This window comes from Streptomyces sp. NBC_01013 (genome assembly GCF_045162765.1).
Taxonomy (GTDB): domain Bacteria; phylum Actinomycetota; class Actinomycetes; order Streptomycetales; family Streptomycetaceae; genus Streptomyces.
On sequence record NZ_CP108687.1, the window covers coordinates 5,589,771 to 5,607,978 of the forward strand.

General features: G+C 70.8%; 13 protein-coding genes. 6 read left to right on the top strand and 7 right to left on the bottom strand.

Annotated features, from left to right (window positions below; translation table 11 throughout):
* Position 1: 1 nt before the first annotated feature.
* The 3 genes from OG538_RS24295 to alc all read left to right on the top strand — a co-directional run bounded on the left by OG538_RS24295 (position 2) and on the right by alc (position 2,525).
* Positions 2-232: a hypothetical protein gene (locus OG538_RS24295; RefSeq protein ID WP_406096916.1), complete on the top strand. Its 231-nt coding sequence runs from the start codon at positions 2-4 to the stop codon at positions 230-232.
* A gap of 174 nt (positions 233-406) precedes the next feature.
* Positions 407-1,327: a LysR substrate-binding domain-containing protein gene (locus OG538_RS24300; RefSeq protein WP_406096918.1), complete on the top strand. Its 921-nt coding sequence runs from the start codon at positions 407-409 to the stop codon at positions 1,325-1,327.
* 58 nt (positions 1,328-1,385) lie between these two features.
* Positions 1,386-2,525: an allantoicase gene (alc, locus tag OG538_RS24305; RefSeq protein ID WP_406096920.1), complete on the top strand. Its 1,140-nt coding sequence runs from the start codon at positions 1,386-1,388 to the stop codon at positions 2,523-2,525.
* Positions 2,526-2,781: 256 nt separating this feature from the next.
* On the opposite strand, the gene pepN (OG538_RS24310) is transcribed toward alc, so the two are convergent.
* Positions 2,782-5,358: an aminopeptidase N gene (pepN, locus tag OG538_RS24310; protein WP_406096922.1), complete on the bottom strand. Its 2,577-nt coding sequence runs from the start codon at positions 5,356-5,358 to the stop codon at positions 2,782-2,784.
* Positions 5,359-5,470: 112 nt separating this feature from the next.
* Between pepN (OG538_RS24310) and OG538_RS24315 the strand changes: the two genes are divergently transcribed.
* On the top strand, positions 5,471-5,971 hold the full coding sequence (locus OG538_RS24315; protein WP_406096924.1) for a DUF1203 domain-containing protein: 501 nt from the start codon (positions 5,471-5,473) through the stop codon (positions 5,969-5,971).
* A gap of 82 nt (positions 5,972-6,053) precedes the next feature.
* Here the strand turns inward: OG538_RS24315 and OG538_RS24320 are convergent, their stop codons facing one another.
* From OG538_RS24320 to pepN (OG538_RS24335), 4 genes are all read right to left on the bottom strand, one after another.
* Positions 6,054-7,082: an aspartate-semialdehyde dehydrogenase gene (locus tag OG538_RS24320; RefSeq protein ID WP_406096926.1), complete on the bottom strand. Its 1,029-nt coding sequence runs from the start codon at positions 7,080-7,082 to the stop codon at positions 6,054-6,056.
* Positions 7,083-7,271: 189 nt separating this feature from the next.
* Positions 7,272-10,583 (bottom strand): S8 family serine peptidase, encoded by a 3,312-nt coding sequence (locus OG538_RS24325; RefSeq protein ID WP_406096928.1) that lies wholly within the window; start codon positions 10,581-10,583, stop codon positions 7,272-7,274.
* 176 nt (positions 10,584-10,759) lie between these two features.
* Positions 10,760-11,830 carry a hypothetical protein gene (locus OG538_RS24330; protein WP_406096930.1) on the bottom strand — a complete coding sequence of 357 codons (1,071 nt, stop codon included), beginning with the start codon at positions 11,828-11,830 and terminating at the stop codon, positions 10,760-10,762.
* A 255-nt stretch (positions 11,831-12,085) separates the two neighbouring features.
* Positions 12,086-14,683, bottom strand: coding sequence for an aminopeptidase N (pepN, locus tag OG538_RS24335; protein ID WP_406096932.1), 2,598 nt, complete (start codon positions 14,681-14,683; stop codon positions 12,086-12,088).
* A 135-nt stretch (positions 14,684-14,818) separates the two neighbouring features.
* Between pepN (OG538_RS24335) and OG538_RS24340 the strand changes: the two genes are divergently transcribed.
* On the top strand, positions 14,819-15,469 hold the full coding sequence (locus OG538_RS24340; protein WP_406096934.1) for a DsbA family protein: 651 nt from the start codon (positions 14,819-14,821) through the stop codon (positions 15,467-15,469).
* Positions 15,470-15,510: 41 nt separating this feature from the next.
* Here the strand turns inward: OG538_RS24340 and OG538_RS24345 are convergent, their stop codons facing one another.
* Complete coding sequence (locus tag OG538_RS24345) at positions 15,511-16,044, bottom strand: DUF4240 domain-containing protein (RefSeq protein ID WP_406096936.1); 534 nt, start codon at positions 16,042-16,044, stop codon at positions 15,511-15,513.
* Between the two features lie 420 nt (positions 16,045-16,464).
* Between OG538_RS24345 and OG538_RS24350 the strand changes: the two genes are divergently transcribed.
* A complete protein-coding gene (locus OG538_RS24350) occupies positions 16,465-17,355 on the top strand; it encodes a DUF4232 domain-containing protein (RefSeq protein ID WP_406096938.1) in 891 nt (296 codons plus the stop codon).
* Positions 17,356-17,499: 144 nt separating this feature from the next.
* On the opposite strand, the gene OG538_RS24355 is transcribed toward OG538_RS24350, so the two are convergent.
* Complete coding sequence (locus OG538_RS24355) at positions 17,500-18,141, bottom strand: superoxide dismutase (RefSeq protein WP_406096940.1); 642 nt, start codon at positions 18,139-18,141, stop codon at positions 17,500-17,502.
* Positions 18,142-18,208: the final 67 nt, after the last annotated feature.

Below are 18,208 nucleotides of genomic sequence, written 5' to 3' on the forward strand. Positions count from 1 at the left end.
CGTGGACAAGAAGAACGCTATGCGCGCCGGCGCCGTCGCTGCCGGTACGACGCTGATGATGCTGCTGATGTCGTCCCCCGCGCTCGCGCTCACCCGCGACGACGGTGACGACCCGGGTACGGGCCTGAGCGTGATCGACACGGTCGGTCTTTTCGTCGTGGCGCCCATCGTCCTGTTCGCGGTCATCGCGGGCCTGGTCATGGTCCTCGACAAGTCCAAGAAGCAGGCCTGAGCCTCTCAGGACACCCTGGTCATCCCGGGTGCGCCGCCGGTACCTCCGTACCGCGCGGCGCATTCGCATGTCCGGACCCGGCCCCGGAGCCGGACCTGCACTCGGGTCCTGGCCTGCACCCGGACCCGGAGTCGGACCCCCGTCGCGCCCCCGGCGCCCCGGTAGGTTGCGGCCATGATCGAGTGGGACGTCAAGAAGCTCCGCATCCTGCGCACCCTGCGTGACCGGGGTACCGTCACCGCGGCCGCCGAGGCGCTGCTGATGACCCCTTCGGCCGTCTCCCAGCAGCTCTCCAACCTCTCCCGGCAGCTCGGCGTACCGCTGCTGGAGGCACAGGGGCGGCGCGTCCGTCTGACCGACGCCGCCCACCTGGTGCTGCGGCACGCCGAGGCCGTCTTCGCCCAACTCGAGCGCGCCGACGCCGAACTGACCGGCTATCTGCGCGGCGAGGCCGGTGAGGTGCGGATCGCGGCGTTCGCCACCGCCGTGCCCGCCCTGGTCGTGCCGGCTGTGCAGACGCTGCGTGACGGGGACCGCCCGGCGCCGGAGGTACGGGTCCGGGAGGCCGAGGCGGCGCAGGCGTACGAACTCCTCGCCGCAGGGGAGGCGGACCTCGCCCTCTCGCTGGCCGCCTACGCCCCGACCGCCCGTGACTCCCGGTTCGCCGTGCTGCCGCTGCTCGCGGACCCGCTGGACGTGGCGCTGCCGGCCGGTCATCGCCTCGCTGCCGCATCCGGGCTGCGGCTGGCCGACCTGTCCGCCGAACCGTGGATCTTCGGCGGCTCCGGCCCCTGGTCCGAGATCACCACGGCCGCGTGCCAGGCCGCGGGCTTCGTCCCGGAGCAGGCGCACAGCGCCTCCGGCTGGACCGCGATCCTCGCCATGGTCGAGGCGGGCATGGGCGTCGCGCTGGTCCCCCGCATGGCGTCGGCGGAGCGCCAGGGCCGGGACGGGGTGGTGATGCGGGTCCTCGACGCGGACCGGCCACGCCGCCATGTGGTGGCCGCGGTCCGGCAAGGAGCCGAGGACGGACCGGCGGTGGCCCGGTTCCTGGCGGCGCTCCGCGAAGCGGCGGAACCGTTCAGCCGGCCTTAACGGTGCGTGCGAAAACTTTCGATGGACCTGATGGCTTCCGTCCCGCGACAGTGAACGCATGACCTTCGAACAGAATGAGACCCGCAACGAGGACCCCCACGCCAACGACGCGGCCCCGTACGGCGGTGGTGACCCGTACGCCGACTACCGCACCACCGACCTCCCCTTCACCGAACTCGTCGACCTGGCCGACCGCCGTCTCGGCGCGGGCGTGATCGCCGCCAACGACGAGTTCTTCGCCCAGCGCGAGAACCTCCTGGTCCGGGAGCGCGCCGTCTTCGACCCGGAGCACTTCGGACACAAGGGCAAGATCATGGACGGCTGGGAGACCCGCCGCCGGCGCGGCGCGGACGCCGCCCACCCGTTCCCCGCCCCGGACGAGCACGACTGGGCCCTGATCCGTCTCGGCGCCCCCGGCATCATCCGCGGCATCGTCGTCGACACCGCGCACTTCCGCGGCAACTACCCGCAGCGCGTCTCGGTCCGGGCGACGTGCGTCGAGGGCTCGCCCGGCCCCGCCGAACTCCTCGCCGACGACGTGAAGTGGGAGGAGATCGTCCCGCCGACCCCCGTACGCGGTCACGCCGCCAACGGTTTCGAGATCACCGCAGGACGCCGCTACACGCACCTGCGTCTCGGTCAGCACCCCGACGGCGGCATCGCCCGCCTGCGCGTGCACGGCGAGGTGCTCCCCGACCCGGCCTGGCTCGCGACGCTCGGCATGTTCGACCTGATCTCGGTCCTGAACGGCGGCAGTTACGAGGACGCCTCGGACCGTTTCTACTCCTCGCCGACCCAGATCATCCTGCCCGGCACGTCCCGCAAGATGGATGACGGCTGGGAGAACCGCCGTCGCCGGGTCCGCGACACCAACGACTGGGTCCGCTTCCGGCTGCCCGCGCAGGGCGCGGTCCGCGCGGTCGAGATCGACACGGCCTACCTCAAGGGGAACGCGGCAGGCTGGATCGCCCTCCAGGGCCGCAACGGCGAGACGGGCGAATGGTTCGAGATCATCCCGCGCACCCGGCTCCAGCCCGACACCCTGCACCGCTTCCCGCTCCGTGCCCAGGCCGTCGTCACCCACGTCCGGCTCGACGCCTTCCCCGACGGGGGCGTGGCCAGGATGCGGCTGCACGGCTCGCTGACGGAGTCCGGCGCGGCCGAACTGGCCCGCCGCCACGAGGCGTCGGGCGCATAACCGGCCCTCAGTACCGCCGCCCGGCGGACAGCTGCGCAGCAGCGCCTGTCCACCGGGCGGTTTCCAACCGTGCGGTCAGCGGCCCTGATCCCGCTCGTGCCGCGTCCCGTCATCCCCGGCGGGCGCACGACGCCGGCTACGGCACTCGCCGCGTTGTCGGAACGCCCCCATACCTCCGGCATGAGGACGCCCACCTCCTTGCGATGCACCGCATCCGACGCCGCCCGCCGATCCGCCGGCGATCGCGCGACAGCCCTCAGGCGGTCGCCGCCGCCGCGTCTGCCGCCTGGGCCTTCAGCGCCCGCTCGACACCCGAGCGGGACTCCGACATCAGCCGTCGCAGCGCGGCGCCCGGCTCGGCCGAGGCCAGCCAGGCGTCCGTGGCCGCCAGGGTCTCCTGCGAGACGTGGAGCGCCGGGTAGAGACCGATGGCGACCTGCTGCGCCATCTCGTGGCTCCGCGACTCCCAGACGTCCTTCACCGCGGCGAAGAACTTCTCGGTGTACGGGGCCAGCAGTTCGCGCTGATCGGTCTGGACGAAGCCGCCGATGACCGCCTCCTGGAGGGAGTTCGGCAGCTTGTCGGACTCGACGACCGAGGCCCACGCCTCCGCCTTCGCCTCCTGGGAGGGCCGTGCCGCACGCGCGGCCGCCGCGTGCCGCTCGCCCGCCGCGGTCCGGTCGCGCGCATACTCGGCGTCGATCTCCTCGTCGTCGAGCAGCCCGGTGGCGGCCAGCCGCTCCACGAACGCCCAGCGCAGCTCGGTGTCGACGGCCAGGCCCTCGATCGCCTCGGTGCCGTCGAGCAGCGCCTGCAGCAGGTCGAGCTGCTGCGGGTTGCGGGCCGTGGCCGCGAACGCGCGCGCCCAGGCCAGCTGGTGGTCGCTGCCCGGCTCCGCCGCGCGCAGGTGCGCGAGCGTGGCCTCGGTCCACTGCGTCAGACCCGCCTCGCGCCACTCCGGCGCCGCGTACACGTCCAGCGCCATCTTCGCCTGACGGTGCAGCGACTGGACGACGCCGATGTCCGTCTCCTTGCCCACCCCTGCCAGGACGAGCGAGAGGTAGTCACGGGTGGCGAGTTCGCCGTCGCGGGTCATGTCCCAGGCGGACGCCCAGGACAGGGCGCGCGGCAGCGACTCGGTGAAGTCGCCCAGGTGCTCCGTGACGACCCGCAGCGACTCCTCGTCGAGGCGGACCTTCGCGTACGAGAGGTCGTCGTCGTTGAGGAGGATGACGGCGGGACGCGCGGTACCGGCCGGGAACGGCACGGTGGTGCGCTCGCCGTCCACGTCCAGCTCGATCCGGTCCGTGCGGACCAGCTTCCCGGCCGCGTCGAGGTCGTAGAAGCCGATGGCGATCCGGTGCGGCCGCAGTGTCGGCTCGCCCTTCGCGCCCGCCGGCAGCGCCGGCGCCTCCTGGAGGACGGTGAACGAGGTGACGTGGCCGTTGCCGTCCGTCTCGATCTCCGGACGCAGGATGTTGATGCCGGCCGTCTCCAGCCACGCCTTCGACCAGGTCTTCAGATCGCGGCCGGAGGTCTTCTCCAGCGCGCCCAGCAGGTCCGACAGACGGGTGTTGCCGAAGGCGTGCGCCTTGAAGTACGCCTGGACGCCCTGGAAGAACGCGTCCATGCCGACGTACGCCACCAGCTGCTTCAGGACCGATGCGCCCTTGGCGTAGGTGATGCCGTCGAAGTTGACCAGGACGTCGTCCAGGTCACTGATGTCCGCCATGATCGGGTGCGTCGAGGGCAGCTGGTCCTGGCGGTACGCCCACGTCTTCATGGAGTTGGCGAACGTGGTCCAGGAGTGCGGCCACTGCGACCCGTCGGCGTACGCCAGGCACGCGATCGACGTGTACGTGGCGAACGACTCGTTCAGCCACAGGTCGTTCCACCACTCCATGGTGACGAGGTCGCCGAACCACATGTGGGCCAGCTCGTGCAGGATCGTCTCGGCCCGCGTCTCGTACGCCGCGTCCGTCACCTTGGACCGGAAGACGTACTGGTCGCGGATGGTGACCGCGCCCGCGTTCTCCATCGCGCCGGCGTTGAACTCCGGGACGAAGAGCTGGTCGTACTTGGCGAAGGGGTACGCGTAGTCGAACTTCTCCTGGAACCAGTCGAAGCCCAGCCGGGTCACGTCGAAGATCGCGTCCGCGTCGAGGTACTCGGCCAGCGAGGGACGGCAGTAGATGCCGAGCGGGACGGACTGGCCGTCCTTCTCGTAGCTGCTGTGCACCGAGTGGTACGGACCGACGATCAGGGCCGTGATGTACGTGGAGATGCGCGGCGTCGGCTCGAACGACCACACGTCGTCCTTGGGCTCCGGCGTCGGCGAGTTGGAGATCACGGTCCAGCCGGCCGGGGCCTTCACGGTGAACCGGAAGGTCGCCTTCAGATCGGGCTGTTCGAAGCTCGCGAAGACGCGGCGTGCGTCCGGGACCTCGAACTGGGTGTACAGATAGGCCTGCTCGTCGACCGGGTCGACGAAGCGGTGGAGGCCCTCACCCGTGTTGGTGTACGAGCAGTCGGCGACGACCTTCAGCTCGTTGGAGCCGGCCGCCAGATGCGCCAGCGTGATCCGGGAGTCCCGGAACACGGCCGCGACATCCAGGGCCCTGCCGTTCAGCTCGACCTCGTGCACCGCCGGGGCGACCAGATCGATGAAGGTCTCCGCGCCGGCTTCGGCGGAGTCGAAGCGCACGGTGGTGACGGACCGGTAGGTCCCACCCTCCTGCGCTCCGGAGAGGTCGAGATCGATCTCGTACGCGTCCACGGTCAGCAGGCGCGCCCGCTCCTGTGCCTCTTCGCGGGTCAGATTCGTGCCAGGCACGCGGTCATCTCCTTGCTCTGTGATGTTTCCCGCCATCCTTCCACGTGACCCCTGCCAGGGCGATGTCCGTTTTCCGCCGGTCCATGCCGGGCGGGCGGGCCATTCTCGTCGTATGACCAGTTACGAGCCACGCGCGATCGACCCGGCCGCGCTGAAGGAACTCCGGGAGACCGACGACGCGGGACGCCCCTGTGTCCCTTACACCGCCACGGCCGCGGGCAGCCCGCTGCGGTGCTGCCTGCGGGGCAACGAGCTGGGGGAGGAGATCGCGCTCGTGTCCTACGCGCCGCTGCGGCGCTGGGCGGCGGCGAGCTGGGCCCGCCCCGGGGCGTACGACGAGCAGGGACCGGTCTTCATCCACGCCGGGGAATGCGACGGGCCCGAGGCCGGCCGGTCCGGCTACCCGTTCTCGCGGGCGGGCGCGCTGCGCACCGTCCGCCGCTACAACGCGGACGGGCACATCGTGGGCGGCCGGCTGATGGAGATTCCGGCCGACGAGGAGCGAGGGTACGACGCGGCCTTCCGGGAGGCGTTCGACGATCCGGAGGTGGCGCTGGTGCACGTCAGGGCCGTGGAGTACGGCTGCTGGCACTTCGAGGTCCGGCGCCCCTGAGCGCCTCGGCGGCGCTGCCGCGGGCTCCCGGAGGGGGCGGGCAGGGGGCGGCGACGCCGCACAGCGGCACCGCCCCGGCGCTTCAGCCCCGAAGCTCCGCGGCGACCAGCTCCGCGATCTGCACCGCGTTCAGCGCGGCGCCCTTGCGCAGGTTGTCGTTGGACACGAACAGCGCAAGTCCGTGCTCCACGGTCTCGTCGACCCGGATCCGTCCGACGAAGGACGCATCCTGCCCCGCGGCCTGGAGCGGGGTCGGGATCTCCGAGAGCTCGACGCCGGGCGCGTCCTTCAGCAGCTCGTACGCGCGCTCCACGCTGATGGGCCGGGCGAAACGGGCGTTGACCTGGAGCGAGTGACCGGAGAAGACGGGGACCCGGACGCAGGTGCCGGACACCTTCAGCGCCGGGATCTCCAGGATCTTGCGGGACTCGTTGCGGAGCTTCTGCTCCTCGTCCGTCTCGAAGGACCCGTCGTCGACGATGGCACCGGCCAGCGGCAGCACGTTGAAGGCGATGGGGCGCTTGTAGACGCCCGGCTCGGGGAAGTCGACGGCGCCGCCGTCGTGGGTCAGCTTGTCGGCGTCCGCGACGACCTTGGAGGCCTGGCCGTGCAGTTCGGCGACACCGGCCACTCCGGAGCCGGACACCGCCTGGTACGTGGCGACGGTCAGCGTCTCCAGGCCTGCCTCGTCGTGCAGCGGGCGCAGCACGGGCATGGCGGCCATCGTGGTGCAGTTCGGGTTGGCGATGATGCCCTTGGGGCGGTTCGCGATCGCGTGCGCGTTGACCTCGGAGACGACCAGCGGGACCTCGGGGTCCTTGCGCCAGGCGGAGGAGTTGTCGATCACGACGGCGCCCTGCGAGGCCACCTTCTCGGCGAGCGCCTTCGACGTCGCGCCCCCGGCGGAGAAGAGCACGATGTCCAGGCCCGTGTAGTCGGCCGTGGAGGCGTCCTCGACGGTGATGTCCTGTCCCTGCCACTGGATGGTGGAGCCTGCCGAGCGTGCGGAGGCGAACAGCCGCAGCTCGTCGGCAGGGAACTTCCGCTCGGCCAGGATCCTGCGCATGACTGTGCCGACCTGACCGGTGGCGCCGACGATTCCGACCTTCACAGGGACTCCTTCAAACGTACGAACGGGCACGGTTGCCGCTCCATGATGCGTCTGTCCACGGCTTCCTTGTCCAATCCATTGTCCGACCTGCGGACGAGGGGCGCAGGGGAGGCGGACAGCGCAGTGGGGCGGGCGCCCGTCGAGCGCCCGCCCCACTGTCGTACGGATCACATGGTCACGCTGTAGCGGTTACGGCGTGACCTTCTCGATCACGACGCTGCCGGTGCCCGCGGCGGTGCCGCGGGAGTTCACCAGCTGGACCTCACCGAAGAACTGCCGGCCCTCGGGGGCCGCCCCGGCGACCGCGACCTCGGCACCGACCTTGGCCGATGCGCCGTTGGCCAGGTTGACGGCCTTCGACTCGTCGACGTTGATCGTGCCGAGCGACGGCGCGTAGTACACGTCGCGGTAGTCGTACTCGGTCGTCCCGGCCGGTACGTCGTAGCCCTCGATGACGACCGTGTACGTGCCGGCGGCCGGCTTCAGCAGGCTGACGGTCTCCTCGGAGCCCGCCGTGGTGGAGGAGCCCACCTCGTCCGCGCCCTTGTAGACGTACAGGTCGAGGTCGGCGTTGGCGTCCGAGGTGCCGCCGATTGCGACGTCCAGCTTCTCGACGCCCGCACCGATGGTGACCTCCTTGACGTACTCGCCGTGCGTGGAGATCGACGGACGCTCGACATCGGCCGAGCCCAGCGAGCCGCCCTTGAGCTTGCCCGCCAGGTCACCGGCGTTGTTGGTGACCGTCCAGTCCACCGCGGCAGGGGTGCCGATCTTCGCCTCGGCGATGGTCTGCACCGCCGGGTCGAAGGTCGCGCCGAGCAGCGAGACGTCCAGCTTGTACGGGTTGTCGAGCAGCGGCGACGTGCGCCGGGCCTCGACCTCGATCTCCCAGACGCCGGCCTGCGGGTCGGCGTACGAGCGCACGTCGGGGCGGCAGGTGTTGGCCGGGTTCTCGTAGTTCGGGTAGCAGAACGGCGTCCCGCTGTCCTCCACCGCGACCCCGTACGGGTGGATGGAGATGAAGCGGGTCTGGCTGCCCGAGCGCAGGGCGCTCATGGCGACCTCAAGGGTCTTGGCGCCCTCCGGCACGTTCACGAAGTACGACGTGGTGCCGTTGCGCTGCACCGAGCCGGACGCCGTGTACGCGTAACCCGGCTTCACCAGGTCCTTGGCGACGACGACCGTCGCAAGGATCTGCTGGTCCACACCGGAGGTCTTCGCGTCGTCGAGCTGCAGGATCGCGCTGTGCACGCCCGCGCTGCCCGGCTTCGCCTGGACCTTGACCGTCACCGGCTTGCCGAGCGGCAGTGAGACGGTGCTCGGGCCGGTCAGCTTGAAGGTGCCGTCGTTGTACTTCCAGGAGAGCTTGTGCCTGACGTCCTTGTCCGGGCCCGTGGTGCGGGTGACCGTGACGTCGTACGACTTCTTCTGGCCGGCCTTGAGGCCGCCCTCGCGGTCGTACAGGCCGGTGCCGAAGCCCGGGGTCTTCAGCGCGAAGTCGATCGCGGTGTCGACCGGGGCCTTGACCGTGTACTCGTGCGCCGGGGCGCCCTGCTTCTCGATCTGCTTCCAGGCGCCGACGATGTTGATCAGACCGGCACCCTGGGCGTGCGCGGGCACTCCCTTGATCTGGGTGGCGGTGCTGGTCAGCGCGGTGCGCAGATCGGCCGGGGGCAGCTCGATGTGCTTCTGCTTCGCGGCGGACAGCAGCAGCGCGGTCGCGCCGGCGGCTTGCGGGGAGGCCATCGACGTGCCCTGGAGCATGGAGTAGCCGGCCGGGAGGGAGTAACCCGCCTCCTTGACCGGACCGCCGGGCAGCCAGGTCTGCGTCGAGTTGATCGCCGCGCCGGGTGCCGTCAGGGTCGGCGTGAAGCCGCCGTCCTCACGCGGACCGCGGGAGGAGAACGGCATCATGTCGTACTTCTTGGTGACGCCGGAGCCGTAGTTGGCGGCCCAGGTCTCCTTGGAGATGGACGCGCCGACGGAGATGACGTGGTCGGCGAGGCCGGGGTCACCGATGGTGTTGATGCCCGGGCCCTCGTTGCCGGCCGAGATGACCAGCTGGACGCCGTAGATGTCGATGAGCCGCTTGTACAGCTCCGCGCGGGCGTTGTTGCCGTCGTTGAGCGGCGGCAGGCCGCCGATCGACATGTTGACGACGTCGACGCCGCGGTTCACGACGAGGTCGATCATGCCCTCGGTGAGCGCGATGTTGGTGCAGCCGCCGGACCAGGTGCAGGCGCGCGAGGAGACGATCTTCGCTCCGGGCGCGGCCCCGCTCATCTTGCCGCCGAACAGGCCGTTCGCGGAGGTGATGCCCGCGACGTGCGTGCCGTGCTCGGACTCGATGACACCGATGTTGACGTAGTCCGACGTGTCGCCCGCCGCGTTGTACACGACGTCGCCGCGGGTCTCCACGACGAACGGGATGCGCTCGACGACATCGGTCCGCGGGTCGTCCGTACCGAAGTAGGAGACCTGGTGCTTCTCCTTGTACGGCTTCAGGACGGCGTCGTCGGAGAAGTCCGCGTTGCCGTTCAGGTCCACCCGGGTGGTGCCGGCGACCGGGTCGTAGAGGACACCCCACGCGTCGGTGGTGTCACCGTCGCGGTTGAGGTCGCCCGCCATGTCACCGCCCTTGGTGGCGGCTTCCTTGAACACGCTGATCCGGTACGAGCCCGCCGGGGCCGAGTAGGTACGGCCGCCGTAGGCGAACGTCGGGCCGGACACGGCGTCCGTCATCCGCAGCCAGGTGCCGTCACCGTCGCTGACCGGGTCGGTGGCCGTCACCCAGTCGGTGATCTTGCGCTCGCCGGTGGTGGTCTTCTGCAGCGCCGGGTGGCCGAGGTCGACACCCGAGTCGAGGATGCCGATGGTCACCCCGCGGCCGTCGGCCTTCGGGTGCTGCTTGACGAAGTCGACCGCACCCGTCTCGAAGGACGGGTTGTACGGGTTCTCCGCCGGGGTCTTCTTCCCGGGGGCCGGGTAGGTGCCGGTCGACTTCACCGAGGCCCGGCTGCCGGTCGCCCGGTCGCCCGCGGGCGTCGGATCGTCCAGCACGATCTCCTGCTTGAGATCGATGCCGTGGACGGAGGTCAGCTTCGAGGCCGCCCTGATCGTGGCCTCGGCGGCCGCGGTGGGCACGGTGGCCCGGACGTAGCCGAGCTTGTCGTAGGCACGCCCCAGCACGGAGCCCTTGACGGCGTCCAGTTGCTTGCTGACCTGCTCGGTCGCACCGGGAGCGGTGGCGACCATCATCGTGATGTTCTTCTCGCCCTTGGCCCTGGCCTTGGCGAGAACATCGGCGTCGGCCGTGCCGAGCTTGTCCGCCGGGTTGTCGCCGGTGGCGGCCTTGACGGGGGCGGTGGCCGGGTCGTCGGCGGCGAAGACGGGAACGGCACCGGTGGCGGCCAGCGCGGCCACCAGTCCGGCGGCGGCCGCGACGCGGGCCACACGTCTCGCCCCGGGTATGTAGCTGGGGGATTCGGAGGTCATCAGCATCCCTGTATGTGAAAGAGAGAGTCCGGAAATCGGTACCGGATGACCGCTCACCCTTTCGTAGATGACAGGGGTTTGTGGAGAGTTGTGAGGGGCGAGTTATGGACATGGCGGACTTCCGCCAGTGAGTTCGAAGCGTCACATGGGACGAAACGGTGGATACACGGCGCCCGAGGGCCTCACCTGGGCAGGATCATGACGTACGCGGCCGGTTCGCGGTCGGCCGCCGCCATCAGTGCCGTCCGGACGACGGCCGCCTGCTGCTCCCTGGTGTCCCGAAGCTTCTTCGGCGTGAGGTGGACGACGGTGACGCCGAGTCGCTCCAGGTGCTCGCGCCGGGCGGCGTACGCGGACCACTCGGCCTCGTGCTCCTCCTGGCGGTGGTCGTCGTCGAGGCGGCTGTGGCGCGGGGACCTGGTGTCCAGTTCCACGGCGACCGCCTCCTCGGGCCAGTACGCGTCGACCGCGCCCAGATGCGGGCCGCCCGGCAGGCGCAGGTCCACGTTCCACAGCGGCTCGGGGAGCCCGTGGGTCCGCACCATGTCGTACAGCCGCTCCTCCGCCAGCGCCCGGCCCTCGGCGAGCAGTGAGTCCACGGCGTTCCCCACCTGGGGGCGGCCGAGCACCTTGGCACGGTTCAACTCGCCGACCAGGACGGCAGGTTCGCAGTGACCGCCGCGGACCGCCTCGGTGAGCAGCCGGCGCACGGTGTGAGCGTCCCCGAGTCCGGTCACGGCGTCCGCGACGGCGCGCGCCACGGGCGCCACCGCGATCGCGTCCACGTACTCCGGCCGCGGCAGTTCGGAACTGCGCACCAGGCGGACGTACCGGACCGACCGCAGCCGGCGGACGCGGGGGACCAGCACCTCGACGCGGTCGGTGGAGACGGCGGGCGGGGCGGCGGTGAAGCCGTACAGCGAGAGCGCGGCCAGCCCGGTGACCATCGCCTCGCCGTACCCCGGGTCCGCATCACCACCGGCCCGCGCCGGTACGGTCCGCCGTCCGGCCGCCGGTGGCCGTCCCGCGTACAGCAGGGCCGCCCGCAGCCGTTCGCGGCCACTGAGCGGCCCCGGGTGCAGCACGAAGACGCCGGGCAGCGGCTGCTGCCACGGCCCACCGGTCCGGCACCGCTCGCCGGCCTGCGCGGGGGCGACGCCACGGGACTTCAACTGGGCGGCGGACAGGACGCGTTGCCGGAGATCGGAGGTGATGCGGAGGTGGCAGGGGGAGAGCGGGGTGTTCTGGGTCATGCTTCGGTGTATCCCGCCGGCGGCCGGGACCTTAACCCCTGTTACAGGCCCGTCGACATTTCAGGACAACGCCGTCCTGAAGTAAGGGCGTTCGACTGCCGAAAAGGGCTGACCCGTCGGGGATCGGGAGCGCCCCGAAGGGCGCACCGACCGGGCCGGGCGCCGCCCGCGCACGCCCCTTCCAGGCCTGTGTGCGGGACGACGAGGCCCCTGCCGGGAAGTGCGCACCCCGGCAGGGCCTCGTGCCGAACGCCGTCAGACGGCTTTGCCGTCACACGCCTGGGCGCGCAGCCCACGCGCGAGGTCGTCCCTGGCCTCAAGGACCAGCCGCCGCAGCGCCGGCGCCGCGTCCGCGTGCGCCGTCAGCCATGCGTCCGTCGCCGCCAAGGTGGCGGGATCGTCCTGAAGGTCCGGGAACAGGCCCTTCACCACGGCCATCCCGATCTGGATGGACCGCTCGCTCCACACCCGCTCGATCGCGTCGAAGTACTTGGCCGCGTACGGCGCCAGCAACTCCCGCTGCGAGGACTGCGAGAAGCCCAGGATCGTCGCCTCGACCAGCGCGTTGGACAGCGTGTCCGACTCCACGACGCCCGCCCACGCCTGTGCCTTCACCGCGGCCGACGGCCGCGAGGCCAGGCACCGCACCTGGTGCCGCTTCCCGGAAGCCGTGTCGTCGCGGGCCAGTTCGGCGTCGATGGCCGCCTCGTCGGCCGCACCGTGCGAGGCCAGCGGCGACAGGAACGCCCAGCGCAGCTCCTGGTCGACGTCGAGACCGTCGATCCGCGCCGTGCCGTCGAGCAGCCCGGACAGCAGCTGGAAGTCCGTGTCCGAGGAGGCGACCGCGGCGAAGAAGCGGGCCCAGGCCAGCTGCGGCTCACTGCCCGGCGCGGCGAGCCGCAGTTCGCGCAGCGCGCCCTCGGCCAGCGCCCGGCCGCCCTCCTCGCGCCACGACGGGGCCGCGTAGTGCACCAGCGCGGTCCGGGTCCAGGTGTGCAGCATCTGCAGGACGCCGATGTCCGTCTCCCGGCCGGAGAAGGCCAGGACCATCGCGGCGAAGTCGCGGGCCGGCATCAGCCCGTCCCGGGTGAGACTCCACAGCGCGGACCAGCACAGGGCCCGCGCGAGCGGGTCCGTGATGTCACCGAGGTGCGCCCGGAGCGTGGCCAGCGACACCTCGTCGAAGCGGACCTTGCAGTACGTCAGGTCGTCGTCGTTGACGAGGATCAGCTCGGGCCGTTCGGCCCCGGCCAGCTCCGTGATCACGGTGCGCGGCCCCGCCACGTCCGCCTCGGCCCGGGCGTACCGCACCAGGTCACCGTCGGGCGTGCGCCGGTACAGGCCGACCGCGACCCGGTGCGGGCGCAGCTCGGGGTGAGACTCGGCCGCCTCCTGGATGACCACCAGTTCGGTGATCCGGTCCGCGGCGTCGTAGGTCGCCACCGGGGTCAGTGAGTTGACGCCGGCGGTCTGCAACCAGGAGCGCGACCACGAGGTCATGTCCCGCCCGGACGTCTCGGCCAGCACCGACAGCAGGTCGCCCAGCCGGGTGTTGCCGTACGCGTGCCTCTTGAAGTAGCGCCGTGCGCCCTCCAGGAACGCGTCCCGCCCCACGTAGGCCACCAGCTGCTTCAGCACCGAGGCGCCCTTGGCGTAGGTGATGCCGTCGAAGTTCAGCTTCGCGTCCTCCAGGTCACGGATGTCGGCCGTGATCGGGTGGGTGGACGGCAGCTGGTCGGCGCGGTAGGCCCAGGACTTGCGGTTGTTGGCGAAGGTGATCCAGCCGTCCTCGAACCGGGTCGACTCGACCATGGCGAACACGCCCATGAAGTCGGCGAACGACTCCTTGAGCCACAGGTCGTCCCACCACTGCATGGTGACGAGGTCGCCGAACCACATGTGCGCCATCTCGTGCAGGATGACGTTGGCCCGGCTCTCGTACGCCGCCCGCGTCACCTTCCCGCGGAAGATGTACTCCTCGCGGAACGTGACGCAGCCCGGGTTCTCCATCGCGCCGAGGTTGTACTCGGGCACGAAGGCCTGGTCGTACTTGCCGAACGGGTACGGGTAGTCGAAGTTGTCGTGGAAGAAGTCCAGACCCTGCTTGGTGATCAGGAAGACGTCGTCGGCGTCGAAGTGCCGGGCGAGGCCCTTGCGGCACATCGCGCCGAGCGGGATCTCCAGCGTCGAGCCGTCGTCGAACGTACGGCTGTAGGAGTCGGTCACGTAGTGGTACGGACCGGCGACGACCGCCGTGATGTACGTCGAGATCGGCTTCGTCTCGGCGAACCGCCACACCCCGCCGTCCCGGGACTCCTCGGCGCCGTTGCTCCAGACCGTCCACTCCTCGGGGGCCGTCACCTGGAAGCGGAAGGGGGCCTTGAGGTCGGGCTGCTCGAAGTTGGCGAAGACGCGCCGCGAGTCCGCCGGCTCGTACTGGGTGTAGAGGTAGACCTCGCCGTCCTCGGGGTCGACGAAGCGGTGCATGCCCTCGCCGGTCCTGCTGTACGCGCACTGCGCGTCCACGACCAGGACGTGCTCGCCCTCCGGCAGGTCCGCCAGCGCCACCCGCGTCCCGTCGAAGACCGAGGCCGGGTCCAGCGGCGTGCCGTCCAGGGTCACCGCGTTCACCGAAGGGGCGATCAGATCGGCGAAGGTCGTCGCACCGGCGCGCGCCGAGCGGAACCGGATCGTCGTCACCGAGCGGAAGGTCCTCGGACCGGAGTCCTGCCCGGCCTCCCCGTCGGGCCCACCGATCGCTGACCGGACGTCGAGCACGACGTCGTAACCGTCGACGGTCAGCAGCTCGGCCCGCTCACGGGCCTCGTCACGGGACAGGTTTTCACCGGGCACGAGCACACTCCTTTGTGTCACGTTCGAATACTTTGATCCTCCCATGCCGCCTTCCGCCCCGGCATTCGGGAATGGCGGGAGCGTCCGCCGGTGTTTCTCGGTCACAGCATGCGATCGGCCCTCATGAGGAGAGAGATGTCTGACAACAGCACGGTGACCGGCAAGACCCCTGCCGATTTCTGGTTCGACCCGCTCTGCCCCTGGGCCTGGATGACCTCCCGCTGGATGCTGGAGGTGGAGAAGGTCCGCGACGTCGAGGTCCGCTGGCACGTGATGAGCCTGGCCGTGCTCAACGAGAACCGGCTGGACGAGCTGCCCGACGAATACCGCGACATGCTGGAGAACAAGGCCTGGGGCCCGGTCCGCGTCGTGATCGCCGCCCAGCAGAAGCACGGCGACGACATCCTCGGCCCGCTGTACACCGCGCTCGGCACCCGCTTCCACAACCAGGGCGAAGGCCCCACGCGCGAGGCGATCGAGGGCGCCCTGAAGGACGTCGGCCTGCCCGTCGAACTCGCGGACTACGCCGACTCCGACGCGTACGACACCGAGCTGCGCGCCTCCCACCAGGAAGGCATCGACAAGGTCGGCCAGGACGTCGGCACGCCGGTCATCGCGGTACCCGGCGCGGACGGCGAGCAGATCGCCTTCTTCGGCCCGGTCGTCACTCCCGCCCCCAAGGGCGAGGACGCGGCGAAGCTGTGGGACGGCACGCTGCTGGTCGCCTCGATCCCGGGCTTCTACGAGATCAAGCGGACCCGGACCGCCGGGCCCAGCTTCGAGTGACCCCGTGGGTGCGGGACCGGGCGGCCCCGCACCCCGCCGCGTCAGCCGTACAGCGCGTCCAGCTTCGGCAGGCGCAGCGCCACCTGCTCCGCGTCGTCGAAGTCGAAGTCCCACTCCGGGTCCAGAGCCGGGTAGTCGATGGTGAACGAGTCCGGCGGCAGGGTCTCGCCCGTCGCCTCCCGGTACGCGTCCCACACCACCCCGAGCACCCGCTCGCACTCCATCTCCTCGAACTCGACCGCCGCCGCCCGGATGACCGGCAGGCCGGCCAGCGAGTCCGGATCGGCCACCACCCGCTCGAACACCTCCCGGCCCTGCGCTATCAGCCAGCCCCGGAAGTAGTCGAAACCGTCGTCCGAGCAGCCGCCGTTGACCGTGTACGCCGCAGCCCAGAGCGGGGCCCGGTAGGAGGCCGCCATCAGGTCCCACAACAGCTGCTGCGCGATGAGGATGTCGTCCACCGGCCGCTCGGCGAGCAGCGCCGCCATCCGTTCCGCCACGGCCTCGGCGTCACAGGGGTCGACGACCAGGGTGCGCGCGTCGTCGATCAGCTTCCAGAAGTCCTTGGTGTCCATGGGACGAAGCATGCGGCAGGGGTCTGACAGTCAGGACGCGGGCGGCCCCGCCCGGAGGCCCGGCCCGGCGCTCCCCGGCCCGCAACGCAGCGACGAGGCCGGATTCGGCGGTGCGCACGTCGGTACGATCGCGCGCCCGGTGTCGCCGGGACGCCGGTGATGCGACCACCGGTCCACGGAGAGGCGATGCGGCGCCCCTTCATACCCGTTGCCCATGTCGCGGCGCTCCTGTGCGCGGGGTGGCCCTCCGGGTCCGGCTCCGGACCGGTGAGCGATCCGGAGAAGCCGGCGAAACGATTCACGTTCCTCCAGGGGGCCTTCGTCATCCGCTGCGCGCCCGGCCGCTGTTGTGACGCCACCGTGACGCGATATGTGACCTGGGGCACAGCCTGGCCGGGTGGCCCCTGATCTTCTGGGCGCATGCGTACCGCCACTCCTCTCGCCCTGTGTGCCGCCCTCGCGAGCACCGCGCTGCTCGCCGGATGCGGGACGGAGACGGCCGGTGGCCCGGGGTCGCCTGCCGCCTCCGCCACCTGCGCGACCGCCTCGCCCGTCGCCGATCCCTCGGGCCGCACCTGGGACAACGTGTCGCTCGTCAACCGGCTCTGCGGGCCCTCCGGCGCCCCGGTCACCGAGTTCGCGGTCACCAACACCGAGAAGGAAGCGCTCACCTTCACCATCACGTTCACCCTGATGAACGAGTCCGGCCAGGCGATGGACAACACCACGCGCACGGTCGAGTCGGTGAAGCCCGGCCAGACCGTGCGGCGCACCCTCGACACGGACGACGAACCCGTCGTGGCCCGGGAAAGACTGGCCCGGATCATCAAGGTGCGGACCGTCCCGGCGGACGAGGCGCCCTCCGGGGCCGGCGCCTGCCCGCCCTCCGGGATCCGGGTCACGGCAGACCGGGGCGACGCCGCCATGGGGCTGCGCGTGGTGGGCCTCCACCTGCTCAACTGCGGCTCGGCCGCCTACGCGGTCGACGGCTATCCCGGGCTCCAACTCCTCGACGAGGAGCGCGAGCCGGTGAACGGAGTGCAGATCCTCCACGGCACCGACAAGATCTCCACCGGGATCGGCGGCGATGCCGCGCCCCGGCCCGTCACGCTGCGGCCGGGCGAGTCCGCGTACGCCAACCTGGCGTGGCGCAACACCACCGGCGCGGGTGAAGCGGTGAACGCCCCGTACACCCGGGTCACGGTGAAAGCCGGGGCCGCGCCCGTGACGGTTACCCCGGAACTCGACCTCGGGACCACGGGCCGCCTCGGCGTCGGCCCGTGGACGAAGGACGACACCTCCGCCCGGTGAGCCCTCCGGGGCCGCCCGGAGCCCCGCGGCACAGCAGAAGGCCCCCCGCGAGTCACGTCCTCGCGGGGGGCCCTCCTTCATCCGCCTGCCCGGCGAAGGCTGAGAAGACGATCACGAGGCAGGACGTTCTCGGTGTGCCGGACTTCAGGGTGCGAGCAGCAGCACGTCCGCGCGCTCCTTGGCGGCCGCGTAACGCCTGGCGACGTCCTGCCAGTTGACGACGCGCCACATCGCCTCGATGAAGTCGACCTTCTGGTTCTTGTACTGGAGGTAGAAGGCGTGCTCCCAGGCGTCGAAGACCAGGACCGGGACCGAGCCCTGGCCGACGTTGCCCTGGTGGTCGTAGACCTGCTCGACGATCAGCTTGCCGCTGACCGGCTCGTACGCGAGGACGCCCCAGCCGGAGCCCTGCGTGGTGGCCGCGGCCTTCGTCAGCTGGGACTTGAAGCCCGCGAAGGAGCCGAACGAGTCGGTGATCGCGTCCGCGAGATCGCCGACGCCGTCCGCGGCGAGGGGCTCGCCACCGCCGTCACCGGTCATGTTGTGCCAGTAGATCGAGTGGAGGATGTGGCCGGAGAGATGGAAGGCGAGGCTCTTCTGGAGCCCGTTGACCGCGCCCCAGGCCTCCTTGTCCCGCGCCTCCGCCAGCTGCTCCAGGGTGTCGTTCGCACCCTTCACGTACGCGGCGTGGTGCTTGTCGTGGTGGAGCTCGATGATCTGCGGATTGATGACCGGTTCGAGCGCCGCGTAGTCGTACGGGAGTTCCGGGAGCGTGTACGTGGCCATGGTCGAACCCTCCAGCTGCTGAACTGTTGTTATTGCAACCTATGTGCAAGAGCAGGCTAGCAGCAGG